Consider the following 16,501-nt stretch of genomic DNA (forward strand, 5'->3'; position numbering starts at 1 on the left):
GAAAGGAACCCATTGTGGTTCCTTTTTTGCATTAAATCCGAAAATCCTTTTAGTGTTATGGTATTGAGATCTTTAACTTTATTATTTTTATGCGGCTTCGCCCTGAATGTAAAAGCGCAGCATCCCCCGGTTTTTGAAGGTATGACAAGCGACAGTGCCTATGTAACACTCGGAGATCTGGACATCGGCCTGATCAACTACAAATACAGCGACCAGAATATTCACTTTCTTGCTATCCACGATGATGAAGATACGGGTGTAAAAGCCGCGTTCAGGTATATCAATGACAATGGTGGTACACTGCTCGACTGCCAGTACGGAGGGGTAAGAAACTATAAATTCATTTACGAGGAAGAGGAATACCAGACAGACCCCAACAGTATCTATACCAAAAAAGGCATTAAAGCCGGCTTGCAGAAGTACGGCATATGGGATGACAACGTAATCCTGGAGCTGGAGAAAGCCGGTAAGACCATCCTGAATACTTACAATCCCGGAAAAGCAGGCTACATATTTACTTTACACAATAACGCCGATGGCGGATTTGGTGTAAGCAGCTATCTGAAGGGATATGAACTGGAAGGCACAGCCGATTCTGTACATATCAATTTTGAAATGGATAATGACGATATGCTGTTGGTTACGGAACTGGCAGTGTTTAACCTGCTCAAGAAAGAAAACGTGAATGTGGTGCTGCAATCGAAAGATGCCGTAGATGATGGCTCCCTGTCAATCTATGCGATGCAGAATACTATTCCATACATCAATGCCGAGGTACAGCACGGGCATATCGATGAACACCTCCGTCTGATTAAGATCGGTGCCAGGGTTCTGGCTCAGCTTTATCCGGCAACAGGGATCAAAGAACCTATTCCTGAAGAATAGCTTCCTTAATCCCCGCTGTGAATAAAAATTAATTAAATATGGATCGCCCTGTTTGCAGTGGCCGCCATAGCTGCTTCTTTCAAAGCTTCAGTGTATGTCGGGTGGGCATGACAAATCCTTGCAATATCTTCTGCTGAAGCACGGTATTCCATGGCAACAACCGCTTCTGCGATCATATCTGCAGCACGGGGGCCAATCATATGGATGCCCAGGATCTCGTCAGTAACCTCATCTGCAAGTACTTTTACGAAACCATCTGTATCCATACTCGCCTTGGCACGTCCGCTGGCTTTAAACGGGAAAGATCCTGTTTTATATTTCGTTCCTTTTTCTTTCAACTGCTCCTCAGTAGCACCTACCGAAGCTACCTCAGGCCATGTATAAACTACACCAGGAATCAGGTTGTAGTTGATATGTGGTTTTTGTCCCGCAATAGTTTCAGCTACATATACACCTTCGTCCTCAGCCTTGTGTGCAAGCATTGCGCCAGTGATCACATCACCGATTGCATATACTCCCGGAACAGACGTTTCAAGATGTGCGTTTACAGGGATTTTATTACCACGTTCTTCAGCTTTGATGCCGATGTTCTCCAGGCCTAATCCTGCGGTATAAGCGGTACGGCCAACTGCTACTATACAGTAATCAGCTTCCAGTTTGATATCCTCAGCCTTGGCATTCTGAGCTGTAACAGTAACTGTATTGCCATCATTTGTAGCACCAGTTACCTTATGGCTCATATAGAATTCCATTCCCAAAGATTTTTTCAGCACACGCTGCAGTTCTTTACCAAGTCCGCCATCCATTGTAGCAATCAGCGAAGGAAGGAATTCCACTACAGATACTTTAGTACCTAAACGGGCATACACTGAACCCAACTCCAGACCAATTACACCGCCACCAATTACAACCATTGTTTTTGGTACTTCAGTAATGTTCAGGGCTTCGGTTGAAGTGATGATACGTTTTTTGTCAACTGGCAAAAATGGCAATGCAGTAGGTTTGGAACCTGTGGCAATAACAACATTTTTTGCAGTAATATTTTCAGTAGTTCCGTCAGTTTTAGTGATCTTGATGGTGTTCTTATCCACAAATGAGCCTAAGCCTTCGAAACTGTCAATTTTATTCTTTTTGAACAGGTAAGTGATACCTGCAGTATTTTGGGCAACCACATCATTTTTACGGGCAATCATCTGCGGCATATTTACGCTCAGGTTTTGCAGGTCAATACCATGAGTAGTAAAAGTGTGGGCTGCATTGTGAAAGTGCTCCGAAGAATCAAGCAAAGCTTTTGAAGGGATACATCCTACGTTTAAGCAGGTACCTCCAAAAGTTTTATACTTTTCTATAACCGCTGTTTTTAAACCTAATTGTGCACATCTGATTGCGCTTACATAACCACCAGGACCAGAACCAATAATAACGACGTCGTATTGCATATTGAAAAATTTTGTTGAGCAAAGTTAACAAACCGCCCAACAAATAAAGCATCAAAACAGGTTTATTGCAATTCTGTTATCGGATCAGTACAAATTCAGTTTGAGACAGTGTTTCCTTCCTTGTGGCATGGTTTAAAAACTTGCCTTTTAGCCTGCTGATGCGGTAACTATCGAAAGTTTGCAGGGGTTTTAATGCTGCTCCTCCGGGGATATACTGATCGATAAATTCCTTCTCGCCATATAAGATATAGGGTTTCGGTGGCAGCAGCTTTTCCCCGCCCGGATGTAAAAAGTAAAGCGGGGCATCGGCATAGAAATCCAGTCCGTAGCCAAAGCCGATCCGGGTTTGTACTACAGGGAGGTGCTCCGGGTTGTGGGCATTGATCCAGAAGGCAGCTTCACTGTCTGCCTGGTATTTCAGCAATGCCGGATAGTAAGCCAGGTTGAAATAGATATTTACAAAAAATACTACCGTACAGCATTGAAAGAAAACTCTGAACCTTCCATTCACGCCCGTTTTTGTAACGACTGCAAATAAAACGACAGCGAGTACCATTAAGAGCCAGCAGAGCACTGGAATATTTTGAGGACGGAAGAAGTAATGCAGGGCGAATACCAACAGCACCATCAGGCTGCATACGATCAGCTGGGTGATGCGGATGGCCTTTACAGAACTTTCCAGCTTCAGGTTCCAGAGGTACTGTGCAGAGAGAATAGAAAAGAATGGAAAAACGATTACAATATAAAAGGGAAGCTGGAACTTTGACACTGAGAAAATCAGCAGGGTGAGCAGCAAACCGGACACACAGAACCATTCGGCAGCTTTCGGCAGTTTGAAATTTCTTCGGAAGAACTGGTACAAAGCTGTATAGAACAAAAGGCTCCAGGGTAAATAAGCCCAGAGGATCGTATGTAAAAAGAAGGTAGGATCGCCGTTGGCTTTTTTGATCGGTCCATTGTTAAAGAAACGCCCAAACTGACTGTCCCAAAAGAAAAAGCGGATGCCCGAGGTATGCTGATGCCCGAATACCACCTTCTCAGGATGCAGGTCAAACTGGGTATACAGCGTATACAATTCAGGAAGTATAAAGAACAATACCAGAATTAACGCCAGCAGCCAGCGGAAGTTAAAGACCATTTTCCAGTCTTTCCTGATCAGCAGGTCGCCCCCTATTGCACCCGCTATAGGAATCAGCGCAAAGATGCCTTTTGTCATTACAGCACATGCGGCAAACAAAGAGGCAACTATTAGGTGCAAAAACCACTTTCTGCCCAGCGCCTTATAAAAGTGGTACACACTCGCGATAATCAGGCCTGTGAGGTAGGGTTCGGCGCGGACATCCATCGTACAGATCAGAATATGCTGGGCTGTCAGCAGGATAAGCGCTGCCCATAAGCCCACCTGTTTCCCATACAACTCCTTTGCAAACTTGTAAGTATAAAACGCAGCCAGGAGGATAAACAGTACGCCGGGTAATTTATACGACCATGCGGCAACACCAAACAGCCGAAAGAAAACTGCAGTGATCCAGAAGGGGAAATGCGGCTTGTCCAGCCAGTCTTTTCCCTGGGCAAACAAATCCGCAAAGTTATTATGCAGGGCCATGTTTTTGGCAATGGAACCATAAAGAGCACCATCCGGCCCCATAACAGGAACAAACAGTCCGGTAAAATTGATGACTACGGCAATACCGATAAAAAGGTATAACCATTTGGTATGTTGTTCTGACGGCGGGTTACCGTTTGGCTGTGGATCAGGCAATGTCATTGATGTGGTATTAAACATGATAAAGGTAAATGAAATATAAATCTTATCAGCTTGCGAAAAAAAAGAAATGCAACGCTTATATTTAACCTTTAAGATCAACCAGCCCTTGATGAAAAGAATATTTTACAGCATTATATTGCTTGGCATGACTGCGTTCAGTACAAAAGCCCAGCTGCTTAAGCCAAAAACTGCCTATACCCGTGCAGATACTTTGCGTGGTATGCTTACACCGCTGCGCAGTTGCTACGATATCAATTACTACCACCTTGATGTAAAAATAGACATTGGTCAACAATCTGTCAGTGGCAGCAATGAGTTTAAGTTTACCGCAGCAGCCGACTTCTCCAAACTTCAGTTCGATCTGTTTAGTAACCTGAAAATCGACAGGATCATTTATAAAGGCAGCGAGCTGCCTTACACAAGGGAATTCAATGCTGTATTCGTCAGCTTTCCTGCGACAATAAAAAAAGGTGCAAAGGACAGTTTCCGGGTTTACTATTACGGCAAGCCGACTATAGCTGCCAACCCACCATGGGATGGCGGATTCATTTTCAAAACCGACAAAGCAGGGAAACCATGGGCATCCGTTGCCTGCGAAGGCCTGGGTGCAAGTGTCTGGTGGCCAAACAAAGATCATCTGAGTGATGAGGTAGACAGTATGCTCATCAGCATTAGCGTACCAAAAGAGTTAAAAGAGGTTTCCAATGGGCGTTTACGCAGTGTTACCGACCAGACTGATGGCTACAAACAGTACAACTGGTTTGTCGGCAACCCCATCAACAACTACGACGTCACCTTTTACATAGGTGACTATGCGCACTGGACAGATCAGTATCAGGGAGAAAAGGGCAACCTTAGCCTCGATTACTGGTCGCTCAAAGCAGACAGCCTTGTGGCCAAAACGCACTGGGATGCCGATGTCAAACGGATGCTGAAATCTTTTGAGTACTGGTTTGGCCCCTATCCCTTCTATGAAGATGGTTACAAACTGGTGCAGGCACCGCATCTGGGGATGGAGCACCAGAGTGCCGTGGCTTATGGGAATGATTTTAAAATGGGCTACAAGGGCAGAGACCTTTCAGGCAGCGGCTGGGGCTTAAAATTCGATTTCCTTGTTGTTCACGAAAGCGGGCACGAATGGTTTGGCAACAATATAACGGCAAAAGATCTGGGCGATATGTGGGTTCATGAAGGTTTTACCAATTACTCAGAACCTTTATTTCTTGAGTCTTACTATGGCAAAGAAGCGTCATCAGCGTATGTGCAGGGCCTCCGTAAAATTATCAGCAATGACATCCCGGTTATTGCCCCCTACAATGTTAACAAAGAAGGGTCAGGAGATATGTATCCCAAAGGAGCAAATATGATCCACAACATCAGGCAACTGATCGGTGATGATGAAAAATTCAGATCTATTTTAAGGGGCCTGAACAAGACATTTTATCATCAAACCGTTACTACTGCCCAGATTGAAGGGTATATCGCTCAAAAAAGCGGTTTAAAACTGGATAAGGTTTTTGATCAGTACCTCAGGACGATAAAGGTACCTGTGCTCAGCTATCATATTACCGGAAACAAGTTATCCTACCGCTGGGAAAATGTAGTGGAAGGATTTGATATGCCTGTAAAAGTAAGCCTCAAACCGGGTGTTTTTACATTGATCCATCCTTCTGAGAAATGGCAGGAAGCTGTTGTTGCCGGTCTTACAGATGCTACTTTTAAAGCAGATCCCGCGTTTTATATCCTGACAAAAAATAAATAATCCGGTACGGCATGCAACGCTTTTGATTTGCATGCGTCCTATGTGTATAACCGCTAATCCTAAACCTATGAAAAGATTACATACACTGCTGTTTCTTACGCTAATGGCATTTACCTGTACAGCCGTCGCTCATTCCTCCGAAAGCATTAAGCATGTCCTGCAGGAAAAAACTGTAAGTAACTTCAAAGGTATTGCCGCCGGGGGGCCGCTGGATATCAAAGTAACTTTGGGAAATACTGAATCGATACGTTTTGAAGGTGATCAGGAAGCGATCGCAGATCTGGTTACTGAGGTGGTTAGTGGTATCCTGACTGTTAAGCCAAAAACAAAGTGGAACGACTGGTCAAGAAGGCACCGCGATGCCAAAGTTACTGTCTTCATCAATGCCAAAAGAATATCTTCATTAACCATGAGTGGTTCCGGAAATTTGGAAGTCACCAATACTGTAAGTGGTGCTGAACTGGTTGCCACACTCAGCGGCTCAGGAAGCATTAAGGCTGCTGCCTATATTAAATCCTTTACCGGTGTTCTCAGCGGATCAGGAAACATCAATCTCTCCGGCAAATCGGATGAATCAAACCTGACCATCAGCGGATCAGGAAGCTTTAAAGGCAAAAGCTTTGCTGCCGCCAAAGTTTCTGTACAGATCAGCGGTTCAGCCGATGTATTTATCAAAGCCACACAGAGCCTTGATGCCGTAATCAGTGGCTCAGGCAGTGTGATTTACAGCGGTGATGCAGTTGTTAAAAAGACAATTATCGGATCAGGCAGCGTTTCCAGAAACTAGAACTGATAGCCCAGTACCCACAGGTTTTCCGCGTATTTGATTTTCTGACTGGCTTTGTCCAGGTCATCGCGGCCTGTCGTATGAACGTTTTTCAGGTTGGTTGTACCCAGTTTAGTAGTATTCTGTAAGTAAAGAAACTTAGTGATATAAAATTTCAGTCCGGCTTTGACAGAGAACCCGTAACCAGAAACATTCCAGTGGTTATTTCTGCCCTGCTCAAACAGGCGTACATCTGATCTGGGCACCATCATTCCGCCACCGATACCGGTTTCGAGGGTAAGTGAGGTCTCTCTTGAGGGTGCAACCCAGATATCATCATAACGTTCCAGCTCGATGTTGGCATAGTTGAACCCATCAGTATGCTCATAGGTAAGCATTTCAGGAGTAACAGAAATTATCTGTCCGTTGTAAGTACCTGCCATAGCACCGGTAGGAACAGCAGGCTCTGAGATATTCGGCCCGATAGTTCCTGTGATGGCAACTGTCTGCGGGATATCCATTACGTATTTCATATGGTCCCAGGCAACGGAAACACTCCAGTTATCTGCAAAAAAGTAACCAAAACGGATATTGTATTGTGGAACAGAGATTAGCCCGGGATTTAAATAATCCCAGCTTAGTTTACTTTGCCTGTCATGTGCTTCCACATCCTTTAGTGTAAAATCATATCCCGGCCCCTGGAACCTGATATCGCTCTTGCCATACCAGGAGTGGTTATAACCCCAGTGGAAATAGAAATCCCCTTTCCGGGAGAAATTCCTCTTCACTTCATTACCAAAAATGCTTTTGCCGAGGTCGGCAGGCACATCTGTATTGTAATCCTGAGCTTGTGTAGATATTTCACAAAAAATAAGTAAAAGGACGAGTAAGTAGCATTTTTTCACCCGGCAAAAATACAGAATTACTTGTTAAAACATCTTTTAGAGCTACAAATGACTCCAAGATGTTTAATGGATTAAAAACGCATTAAAGATGTGGTAGAGTGTATAAAAAAAGTCCGTACTGCAGTTAGCAATACGGACTTTTTATAGTAAAGCGCAAAGGCTTCAACTACGTGCAAAAAACTTATACACCCAACAGCAAACGTGCAGGATCTTCCAGTAATTGTTTCACTCTTACCAGGAATCCAACAGACTCCCTGCCGTCAATGATACGGTGATCATAGGACAAAGCCAGGTACATCATCGGACGAACAACCACTTCACCTTTTTCGGCGATAGGGCGCTCAATGATATTGTGCATGCCTAAAATAGCAGATTGTGGAGCATTGATAATCGGAGTAGACATCATTGAACCAAATACACCACCGTTAGTGATTGTAAATGTACCGCCAGTCATTTCTTCGATTGTCAATTTGCTGTCGCGTGCCTTGGTAGCCAGCTCAATCACAGATTTCTCAATTTGTGCAAGTGTCATGCTTTCTGCATTTCTGATGATCGGAACAACCAATCCTTTAGGTGCTGAAACAGCTATAGAGATATCAACGAAGTCGTTGAAAATAACCGCATCGCCATCAATACGTGCATTTACGGCAGGGAAATCTTTCATCGCTTCACAAACTGCTTTTGTAAAGAAGCTCATGAAACCCAATCCCACACCGTGTTTTTCTTTAAACTGATCTTTATATTTTCCGCGCAGGTCCATGATCGGCTTCATGTTCACTTCGTTAAACGTAGTTAACATGGCTGTTTCATTTTTCACTGCAACCAAACGTTTTGCAACTGTTTTGCGCAATGGAGACATTTTTTCTCTGCGTTCGTTTCTGGATCCTGGAACTATAGGAGCTGAAACTGCGGCTGGTTTAGCAGCTGGTGCAGGCGCAGCAGCAGGTTTTGCAGCGTTCAATGCATCTTCCTTGGTAATCCTTCCATCGACACCCGATCCGTTTACTGAAGCAGCATCCACACCTTTTTCAGCAAGGATTTTACCTGCTGCAGGGGACGGGGTACCTGTTGCATAACTGTCACCAGTTTTTTCTGCAACCGGTGCAACAGCCTGTTTATCGGCTGCTATAGCAACCTTTTCTTCAACTGCTGCCGGAGCCTCAGCTTTCGGAGCAGCAGCGCCACCAGTTTCAATACTACAAACTACAGCTCCTATGGCTAATGTATCGCCTTCAGCAGCTACTATTTTCAAAGTTCCGGCTTGTTCAGCAGTTAACTCAAATGTCGCTTTATCAGATTCCAATTCGGCTATCACTTCATCCATCTCTACTGCCTCACCGTCATTTTTCACCCAACGGGACAGAACAACTTCAGTAATCGACTCCCCTACTGGCGGAACTTTTATTTCTAGACTCATAATTGATGTATTATATTTTTCTAATCTACGTTATAAACTTTATTCACTGATTTTTTCGCGATCTTTTTATCCCCTTCCGTAATAGTCATTTCGAAAGCCTTGGCTAAAATAAAAGCTTGCTGATCAGCATGTTGTTTTGCAAACCCGGTAGCAGTACTGCTGCTTTCCTTTCTTGAGATCACTTCGATCGCAGAGAAGGCTGTTTTACGTGTTTTACGTAATAAATAAGGCCATGCACCCATGTTCTCAGGCTCTTCCTGAACCCAGACAGCTTCAGTTGCATTTTTGTAACCTTTGTGAACACTTTCCATTTGTGCCAGAGGTGTAGGGTACAATTGTTCTACACGAACGATCGCTACATCTTTGATACCATCTTTCTGTTGTTTTTCAAGCAGTTCGTAATAGATTTTACCACTGCAATACAATACGCGTTTTACCGCGTCTGCCTGCACGTTGGCATCGTCGATCACCTCTTTGAATTTACCATCGGTAAAATCAGCCAGCGGGGATACGCAGGCCGGATGGCGCAACAGGCTTTTCGGTGTAAACACGATTAAAGGTTTTCTGAAATCACGTTTAAACTGGCGGCGGATAGCGTGGAAGAAGTTAGCCGGCGTAGTACAGTTGGTTACCTGCATGTTATAATCCGCACAGAGTTCCATAAAACGTTCAATCCTTGCAGATGAATGTTCAGGTCCCTGTCCTTCATAACCATGTGGCAATAACATCACCAATCCATTTTCACGCTGCCATTTGGTCTCAGCACTTGCGATATACTGATCCACAACGATCTGTGCTCCGTTAAAGAAGTCGCCAAACTGTGCTTCCCAGATAGTTAATGCATTCGGATTGGCCATGGCATAACCATATTCAAATCCAAGTACACCATATTCAGATAAGTGAGAATTGTAAATATCAAAAGGTGCCTGCTGCTCTGAAAGGTTACACAGCGGGATATATTCCTCTTCTGAATCTTCCAGCGTTAAAACAGCATGACGGTGTGAAAACGTACCACGTTCAACATCCTGTCCGCTTAAACGCACTCTTTTTCCTTCCTCAAGCAATGTAGCGTAAGCCATCTGCTCACCCATTGCCCAGTCGAACACCTCAGTAGAGGTAGCCATCTTATTTCTGTCGGCAAAAAGCTTTTCAATTTTCTTAAAGAACTTTTTATCTGCCGGTAACGTACTGATTCTTTTTGCGATCTCCAGCAAAGCAGATTTCTCTACTGAAGTATCCGGGGAAGACACAAAATCTTCTGCACCTGCAATTCTCATGTCTGCCCATGCACCGGCAAATTTCACTGCCGTGTAGGTAGATGTAATCTCTTTTGCTTCATTCAGTCGTTCCTGCAGGATACCACGGAACTCAACTTCCATTTCTTTGGCAAGACTGGCTTCCATTTTACCTTCAGAGATTAACTGCTGAATATAGATATCCCTTGGGTTAGCGTGCTGCTCGATGGTTTTATACAGGAGCGGCTGCGTAAATTTAGGCTCATCTGACTCATTGTGACCGAATCTCCGGTAACAAAGGATATCAATGAACACATCATTTTTATATTTCTGACGGTATTCCATTGCCAGGTTTATGGCATATACCAAAGCTTCCACATCATCCCCGTTCACATGGAACACAGGAGAAAGAGTCACTTTTGCAATATCTGTACAGTAAGTACTGGTACGTCCGTCTTTATAGTTTGTAGTGAAACCGATCTGGTTATTGATTACCAGGTGGATTGTACCACCGGTTTTATAACCGTCTAGGCCAGCCATCTGGATCACCTCATACACAATACCCTGGCCAGCTACTGAAGCATCACCATGGATAAGGATAGGAGCGATACGTGAGTTATCACCTTCGTATTTAAAATCAATTTTTGAGCGTGTCATCCCCTCTACCACACCATTTACTGTTTCCAGGTGAGATGGGTTAGGGCATAAACTCAGGTGGACATTCTTTCCGGCTTCTGTTGTTACATCAGTGGAGTATCCAAGGTGGTATTTCACATCACCTCCAAACGGAGATTCTGCGCTGTAGCCTTTACCTTCAAATTCTGCAAATATATCCTTGTAGGTTTTCTGCATGATATTGGCAAGCACGTTTAAGCGTCCCCTGTGTGCCATACCGATTACAAATTCTTCAATTCCTAAAGCTGCACCTTTCTCAATTACCGAATCCAGTGCCGGGATCAGTGCTTCTGCACCTTCCAGTGAAAATCTTTTTTGTCCGAGGAACTTGGTGCCCAGGAAATTTTCAAAGCTTACCGCCTCATTCAGTTTTTTCAGGATCCTTCTTTTTTCCTCGATTGAAAAATTTGGCGTGTTCTGCACACTTTCCATTTTATTTTCAATCCAGCCAAGCACTTCAGGGGTACGTACAAATTTGTATTCCGCACCGATCGATCTGCAGTAGGTTTTTTGAAGAAAAGCAACGATATCACGAAGTTTTGCCGTACCGATACCCAGTTCAACACCAGAATTAAATGGTGTATCCAGATCGGCTTCAGCCAAACCAAAGTTTTCAATGTCCAGCGTAGGCAAATGCTGACGTCTTTCCCTCACAGGATTGGTGTGCGTGAAAAGGTGTCCGCGCTGACGGTAGCCATTGATCAGGTTAAGTACGTTCACTTCCTTTAAAAACTGCTCAGGTGCTACTTCGCTAACTTGTCCGCCTTCTGCTCCCCTTCCGAAATCAAAACCCTCAAAAAACTTCTGCCAGCCAAATTCGACAGCATTAGGGTCCTCTTTATAAGTTTGATAGATAGAATCGATGTATTCGGCATTTGCGCCGTTGAGATAAGATAAATTATCCATTGTTTATGAATTGATATAAGTATGGCAAAATTAGGATTTTACCTCGTAAAACGGTTATAATTCTTCAAGAAAATCTGTGATGTCACAAACGTTTTTCAGCGGTGTAAGCTGATTGTGGACAAGAATATCGAATTCTGATATTAAACTTCCTGCAACCAGCAAAGGAACATCTACATGCTCCATTACCTTTCCGATTATTTTGTTGATATCTTTTCCCAGATTCAATGAGGTAAGTACGATGAAAGCGTAGTCCGGCTTGTAAGAAGCAATAACTTTCCTGATATCAATATAAGGAATTTCCTGCCCCAGGTAAAGTGTATCCATTCCGCAGCTTTTCAACAGGTAACGAGCAAAAAGCAGTCCGGTTTCATGCATTTCGGCTTCGGGCAGGAATAATAAAAATCTTTTTGGGTCTGCTTTAACAGGTTTATCCAGTTTATCAATCTCGACAATGATCCTATCCCTGATTAAGTTTGATGCAAAATGCTCCTGGGAGGGGTCTATCGCACCAGTCTGCCATAGCATGCCCACCTTTTTCATAAAAGGGAACAGTACCAGGTCCATCGTTTTAGTAAGCCCGAATTCTTCGATGCATCCCGAAAGGATTTCTGCGAACGCGACCTCATCATAATGAAGTGTAGCATCTGACAGACGGAGCACCTGTACAGTGTCATTGTTCCAGTCGGCCTGGAACTGAGTAACCATCTCAGCGATCTGCTCCTTCGCCATTTTGGCTATCCTGCTGATCTTGTAGCCCTTCTCATTGAGCGTGACGATATTGAGCAGGAGCTTCAAATCATCTTCATCGTAAAACCTGATATTCGTTGGTGTTCTTTTTGGCGGCACGAGGTTGTACCTCGCTTCCCACGCTCTGATGGTGTGCGCTTTTATACCTATTAGGCCTTCGATATCACTGATTGAAAACTTTTTCACCTGATTCGTAAACAGCTATTAAACAAAATTGTTCCTGATTAATTTTTTGTCTAACATAACAAAAATCTTTTCAATCTTCTCCTAAAATAAAGAATTGTGCTTTATGAGGGAGCGTAGATTTCCAGGTCCAGCATTTTAATTTGTTTGTCCAGATCGAACGTATTTTTAGAACGGGGGTCTTTTCCGCCCATCGCCACATTTGCCCAGTTGCCCCAGTTACTTGCCGGAGAATAGTCAATCAGCTTTTGTTCAAAGTAAGCCGCGCCTTCAAGCCAGTTTAATTTCAGCACATAGATCAGGAAAGTAGCGACCACCAATCTGCCTGCGTGAGGAATAAAACCCGAATGATTCAACTCATTCATGTACTTATCCACCAGGCCATGACCGGTATTTCCGTCTTTCCACTGCTGTAAATGCAGCTCATCCTGCTCGGCACCAGCAGTACTGTCGATATCGGTAACAATATCTGTAAAATAATGAAGGGTATGTTTCTTAAACATAAAGCGGAAATAGTCCCGCCACAGTAGTCCAAGTATAAGATGATTGAAATTAGCATTAGTGCCAAACCTGCGTTCTGCATCTTTAACAGCCCAGTAAACTTTTCGCGGGGAGAGGCAGCCTAAGGCCAGCCAGGGCGACAATTTAGAGGTGTAAACCGGTTTATCAGCATTTGCCCTGCTATTTATCCGGGCGTAGATTTCGGAGCCTTCGGTAAATAATTCGTTTAAATGTGCTATCCCTTTTTCTTCGCCACCATATGGGCCATCGGATGCAGCCGCATATTCCGGCAGTTCGCCCCATTCCTCTGCTTCTACCAGGCTGATCACCTCGGGAGATACAAAACATGCTTTCACAATGGCATCCCGTTCTGTTTTCTTTTTAAACTGGGCAAAAATATCAGGGATATCTTTGATGGGAAAAGGCAGATCTTCCTTATTGTAAAGGGTATGTCCTATAAAATGTTTCAGGTTAACCTTTAGTTTCCAGAGCAGGTCTTCAATATTGGAAGATACCGTAGTTTCCTTAGTTGCCACTTCCCTGTGGTGATAAACTTCTGTAATCTCATATTGCTCAACCAAGCCCGGCATGTGTTCTTCAGGACTTCCGTTGACGACCAAAAGATTTCCACCAATCTGCTTGAGCGATTCGCGGAGCGCAGCAACACTTTCAATCAAAAACTGAACCCTGCTATTCCCTTCTTTAATATTCCCATCGCTATCGTGTTCGAAATGGGCAGGATCAAAAAAATATACAGGCAGGATACTGTCTGACTTGGCGATCGCTTCCACCAACATTTCATTGTCGTGTAAACGCAGATCATTTCTAAACCAAACGAGTATTTTCTTGTCTTTCATGTTTTTATCTCCGAACAGCCTGGGGCTGTTAATGTTTCTGAATTCGCATAAGATTCTTTATGCAGTATAGAGCAGCATCAATTTGATATACTAAATTTTCGCTTATAAGGATCAAAAATATAGCATTTTTATGCTAACAACTAATACGCGAAGTAATATTTACATAAGCAAAACAAATGCTGGCACAAAAACCCTAGATTTAAAACCAAATCCATAAAATTGCTGTATATAAAACATGAATCAGCATATTTTACTTACCGGCGCTACTGGAATGCTCGGCAAAGAGCTCATCAAATCACTTCTGGAGACTGGTTACCAGGTTTCTATTCTTAGCAGAAAACCCACAGAACTCAGTAAAGTAAAGGTTTTCCTCTGGAATGTTGATAAAAATGAAATTGATGCCAGATGCCTGGAAGGTGTGGACACTATTATCCACCTGGCCGGAGAAAATATTGCCAAGGAGAAATGGACAGAGAAACGGAAAAAAGAAATTATTGACAGCCGCGTTTTATCTGCCCGCTTATTATTTGACACTTTAACCGCAAATCCCAATCAGGTAAAGAACTTTATTTCTGCCGCAGCAGTGGGCTATTACGGTAACCGCGCTGAGGAAATCCTTACTGAAGAAAGTCATGCGGGTAAAGATTTCATGGCAGATTGCTGTACGCAATGGGAAAAGGCTGCCGATCAGTTCAAAACCCTTGGGTTAAGAGTTGTAAAGATACGTACCGGAGTAGTACTAAGTAAAGAAGACGGTGCATTACCACAAATGTCTGTACCAGTAAAGCTGTTCGTTGGCGCTCCTCTCGGAACAGGGAAACAATGGATGCCATGGATCCATCACAGGGATATGACACAGATATACATGCACACCCTGAAGGACGAGTCTCTGGAAGGAACTTACAATGCCTGTGCACCCTTTCCTGTCACCAATAAATCTTTGACCAAAGCGATTGCCAAACAGCTGCAGCGGCCGGTATGGCCTTTCAGTGTTCCTGAAGCAGTGATGAAACTCATTCTTGGAGAAATGAGTGCTGTGGTTCTCAACAGTACGAATACTTCCGCACAAAAATTATTAAGCACAGGATTTATTTTCAGCTTTACACAGCTGGAAGATGCTTTATCCGATATATATAGTTCATGAACAAAGAAGTTAACATCTGCTGGTTAAGGCGGGATTTAAGATTAAACGATAATGCAGCATTATACCATGCGCTGAAGGGAGAATTTCCGGTAGTGCTGTTATTCATATTCGACAAGAACATTTTAGACGACCTGCACGATAAGAAGGATGCCAGGGTAACTTTCATCTATCAGCAATTGCAGGGTATAGAAACAGAACTAAACAGAAAAGGATCATCCCTACTGATCAAATATGGCACACCAGAACAGGCCTGGTCTGAAGTGCTGAAAGACTACACTGTTAAAAATGTGTATACCAATCACGATTACGAACCTTATGCCGCAGAGCGCGATGATTCCTTAGCCGAATTTCTCCGTACAGAGGAAATCCAGCTGCATACTTTCAAGGACCAGGTGATTTTTGAGAAAGATGAAGTAGTTAAATCCGATGGCAAACCTTACACTGTATTCACGCCATACTTCCGTCAGTGGATGCTCAAACTGAACGATTTTTATTTGAAAGCCTATCCTGTTGAGAAATACCTGAAGAATTTGTTTCAAACCAAGCCCCTGGGATTTCCTTCATTAGCGTCTTTGGGATTTGAAAAATCCGATCAGGATTTCCCTTCTCTGGACTATGCCAGCAAACTTGCTTCGTATGAAGAACGCAGGGATTATCCGGGAGATGATGCCACTACACGGATCGGATTGCATCTCAGATTTGGTACAGTCAGTATCCGTGAAGCAGCTTCAACAGCACAGGATGCCAAAGCAAACAAATGGCTGTCAGAATTAGCCTGGCGGGATTTCTATATGATGATCCTCTGGCATTTCCCACACGTAGCCACTAAGTCATTTAAGCCGGCATATGATAATATCAGGTGGCGCAACAGCGAACAGGAATTTGAGGCCTGGAAGAATGGTAAAACAGGTTATCCCATCGTTGACGCAGGCATGAACCAGTTGAACAAGATTGGGTATATGCACAACCGGGTCAGGATGATTGTAGGCAGTTTTTTAACCAAACACCTGCTGATCGACTGGCGCTGGGGCGAAGCTTATTTTGCGGAGAAACTACTGGATTACGAAATGGCGAGTAATGTAGGTGGCTGGCAATGGGCTTGCGGTTGCGGTAATGATGCTGCACCTTACTTCAGGGTATTTAATCCGGAGTTACAGGCTAAGAAGTTTGATCCTCAGAATAAGTATATCTTCAAATGGGCACCCGAGTATAAAACAGAAAAGCATGCCCAACCTATAGTTGAACATGCTTTTGCCAGAGAAAGGATTCTCAAAGTTTTTAAGGAAGCTTTAGCGGGTTAGCCCGCTAAAT

Annotated in this window: 12 protein-coding genes; 5 read left to right on the top strand and 7 right to left on the bottom strand. The window is 43.6% G+C overall.

Features of this window, described 5'->3' with window-relative positions; translation table 11 throughout:
* Positions 1–57 precede the first annotated feature (57 nt).
* Entirely contained in the window at positions 58–885 is an 828-nt protein-coding gene (locus tag ABWY16_RS08250) for a hypothetical protein (protein WP_353904166.1), read from the top strand.
* A gap of 32 nt (positions 886–917) precedes the next feature.
* Here the strand turns inward: ABWY16_RS08250 and lpdA are convergent, their stop codons facing one another.
* Both lpdA and ABWY16_RS08260 read right to left on the bottom strand, forming a co-directional pair.
* On the bottom strand, positions 918–2,324 hold the full coding sequence (gene lpdA, locus ABWY16_RS08255; protein ID WP_353904167.1) for a dihydrolipoyl dehydrogenase: 1,407 nt from the start codon (positions 2,322–2,324) through the stop codon (positions 918–920).
* Between the two features lie 76 nt (positions 2,325–2,400).
* Positions 2,401–4,110, bottom strand: a complete 1,710-nt coding sequence (locus tag ABWY16_RS08260) for an ArnT family glycosyltransferase (protein WP_353904168.1) — start codon at positions 4,108–4,110, stop codon at positions 2,401–2,403.
* Between the two features lie 91 nt (positions 4,111–4,201).
* Here ABWY16_RS08260 and ABWY16_RS08265 point away from each other — a divergent pair, with 91 nt between their 5' ends.
* Together ABWY16_RS08265 and ABWY16_RS08270 are read left to right on the top strand one after the other, a co-directional pair.
* Positions 4,202–5,854: a M1 family metallopeptidase gene (locus tag ABWY16_RS08265; RefSeq protein WP_353904169.1), complete on the top strand. Its 1,653-nt coding sequence runs from the start codon at positions 4,202–4,204 to the stop codon at positions 5,852–5,854.
* A gap of 67 nt (positions 5,855–5,921) precedes the next feature.
* Positions 5,922–6,641 carry a head GIN domain-containing protein gene (locus tag ABWY16_RS08270; RefSeq protein WP_353904170.1) on the top strand — a complete coding sequence of 240 codons (720 nt, stop codon included), beginning with the start codon at positions 5,922–5,924 and terminating at the stop codon, positions 6,639–6,641.
* Here ABWY16_RS08270 and ABWY16_RS08275 read toward each other — a convergent pair.
* From ABWY16_RS08275 to ABWY16_RS08295, 5 genes are all read right to left on the bottom strand, one after another.
* Positions 6,638–7,447: a hypothetical protein gene (locus tag ABWY16_RS08275; protein ID WP_353904171.1), complete on the bottom strand. Its 810-nt coding sequence runs from the start codon at positions 7,445–7,447 to the stop codon at positions 6,638–6,640. The genes ABWY16_RS08270 and ABWY16_RS08275 overlap by 4 nt on opposite strands.
* A gap of 259 nt (positions 7,448–7,706) precedes the next feature.
* Positions 7,707–8,942, bottom strand: coding sequence for a 2-oxoglutarate dehydrogenase complex dihydrolipoyllysine-residue succinyltransferase (odhB, locus tag ABWY16_RS08280; RefSeq protein WP_353904172.1), 1,236 nt, complete (start codon positions 8,940–8,942; stop codon positions 7,707–7,709).
* A 20-nt stretch (positions 8,943–8,962) separates the two neighbouring features.
* Positions 8,963–11,758 carry a 2-oxoglutarate dehydrogenase E1 component gene (locus ABWY16_RS08285; RefSeq protein WP_353904173.1) on the bottom strand — a complete coding sequence of 932 codons (2,796 nt, stop codon included), beginning with the start codon at positions 11,756–11,758 and terminating at the stop codon, positions 8,963–8,965.
* Positions 11,759–11,812: 54 nt separating this feature from the next.
* Positions 11,813–12,691, bottom strand: coding sequence for a MerR family transcriptional regulator (locus ABWY16_RS08290; protein WP_353904174.1), 879 nt, complete (start codon positions 12,689–12,691; stop codon positions 11,813–11,815).
* A gap of 101 nt (positions 12,692–12,792) precedes the next feature.
* A complete protein-coding gene (locus ABWY16_RS08295; RefSeq protein ID WP_353904175.1) occupies positions 12,793–14,046 on the bottom strand; it encodes a DASH family cryptochrome in 1,254 nt (417 codons plus the stop codon).
* A 235-nt stretch (positions 14,047–14,281) separates the two neighbouring features.
* Between ABWY16_RS08295 and ABWY16_RS08300 the strand changes: the two genes are divergently transcribed.
* Both ABWY16_RS08300 and ABWY16_RS08305 read left to right on the top strand, forming a co-directional pair.
* Complete coding sequence (locus tag ABWY16_RS08300; RefSeq protein WP_353904176.1) at positions 14,282–15,190, top strand: TIGR01777 family oxidoreductase; 909 nt, start codon at positions 14,282–14,284, stop codon at positions 15,188–15,190.
* Entirely contained in the window at positions 15,187–16,491 is a 1,305-nt protein-coding gene (locus tag ABWY16_RS08305; RefSeq protein ID WP_353904177.1) for a cryptochrome/photolyase family protein, read from the top strand. Before ABWY16_RS08300 ends, ABWY16_RS08305 begins: the two co-directional genes overlap by 4 nt.
* The last annotated feature ends 10 nt before the right edge of the window (positions 16,492–16,501 follow it).

Source organism: Pedobacter sp. (assembly GCF_040513095.1).
Classification (GTDB): Bacteria; Bacteroidota; Bacteroidia; order Sphingobacteriales; family Sphingobacteriaceae; genus Pedobacter.

What these genes read in the sequence shown, in the direction of transcription:
- ABWY16_RS08250 (WP_353904166.1), top strand. Translation starts at nt 58, where the DNA reads ATGGTATTGAGATCTTTAACTTTATTATTTTTATGCGGCTTCGCCCTG.
- lpdA (WP_353904167.1), bottom strand. Translation starts at nt 2,324, where the DNA reads ATGCAATACGACGTCGTTATTATTGGTTCTGGTCCTGGTGGTTATGTA.
- ABWY16_RS08260 (WP_353904168.1), bottom strand. Translation starts at nt 4,110, where the DNA reads ATGTTTAATACCACATCAATGACATTGCCTGATCCACAGCCAAACGGT.
- ABWY16_RS08265 (WP_353904169.1), top strand. Translation starts at nt 4,202, where the DNA reads ATGAAAAGAATATTTTACAGCATTATATTGCTTGGCATGACTGCGTTC.
- ABWY16_RS08270 (WP_353904170.1), top strand. Translation starts at nt 5,922, where the DNA reads ATGAAAAGATTACATACACTGCTGTTTCTTACGCTAATGGCATTTACC.
- odhB (WP_353904172.1), bottom strand. Translation starts at nt 8,942, where the DNA reads ATGAGTCTAGAAATAAAAGTTCCGCCAGTAGGGGAGTCGATTACTGAA.
- ABWY16_RS08285 (WP_353904173.1), bottom strand. Translation starts at nt 11,758, where the DNA reads ATGGATAATTTATCTTATCTCAACGGCGCAAATGCCGAATACATCGAT.
- ABWY16_RS08295 (WP_353904175.1), bottom strand. Translation starts at nt 14,046, where the DNA reads ATGAAAGACAAGAAAATACTCGTTTGGTTTAGAAATGATCTGCGTTTA.
- ABWY16_RS08300 (WP_353904176.1), top strand. Translation starts at nt 14,282, where the DNA reads ATGAATCAGCATATTTTACTTACCGGCGCTACTGGAATGCTCGGCAAA.
- ABWY16_RS08305 (WP_353904177.1), top strand. Translation starts at nt 15,187, where the DNA reads ATGAACAAAGAAGTTAACATCTGCTGGTTAAGGCGGGATTTAAGATTA.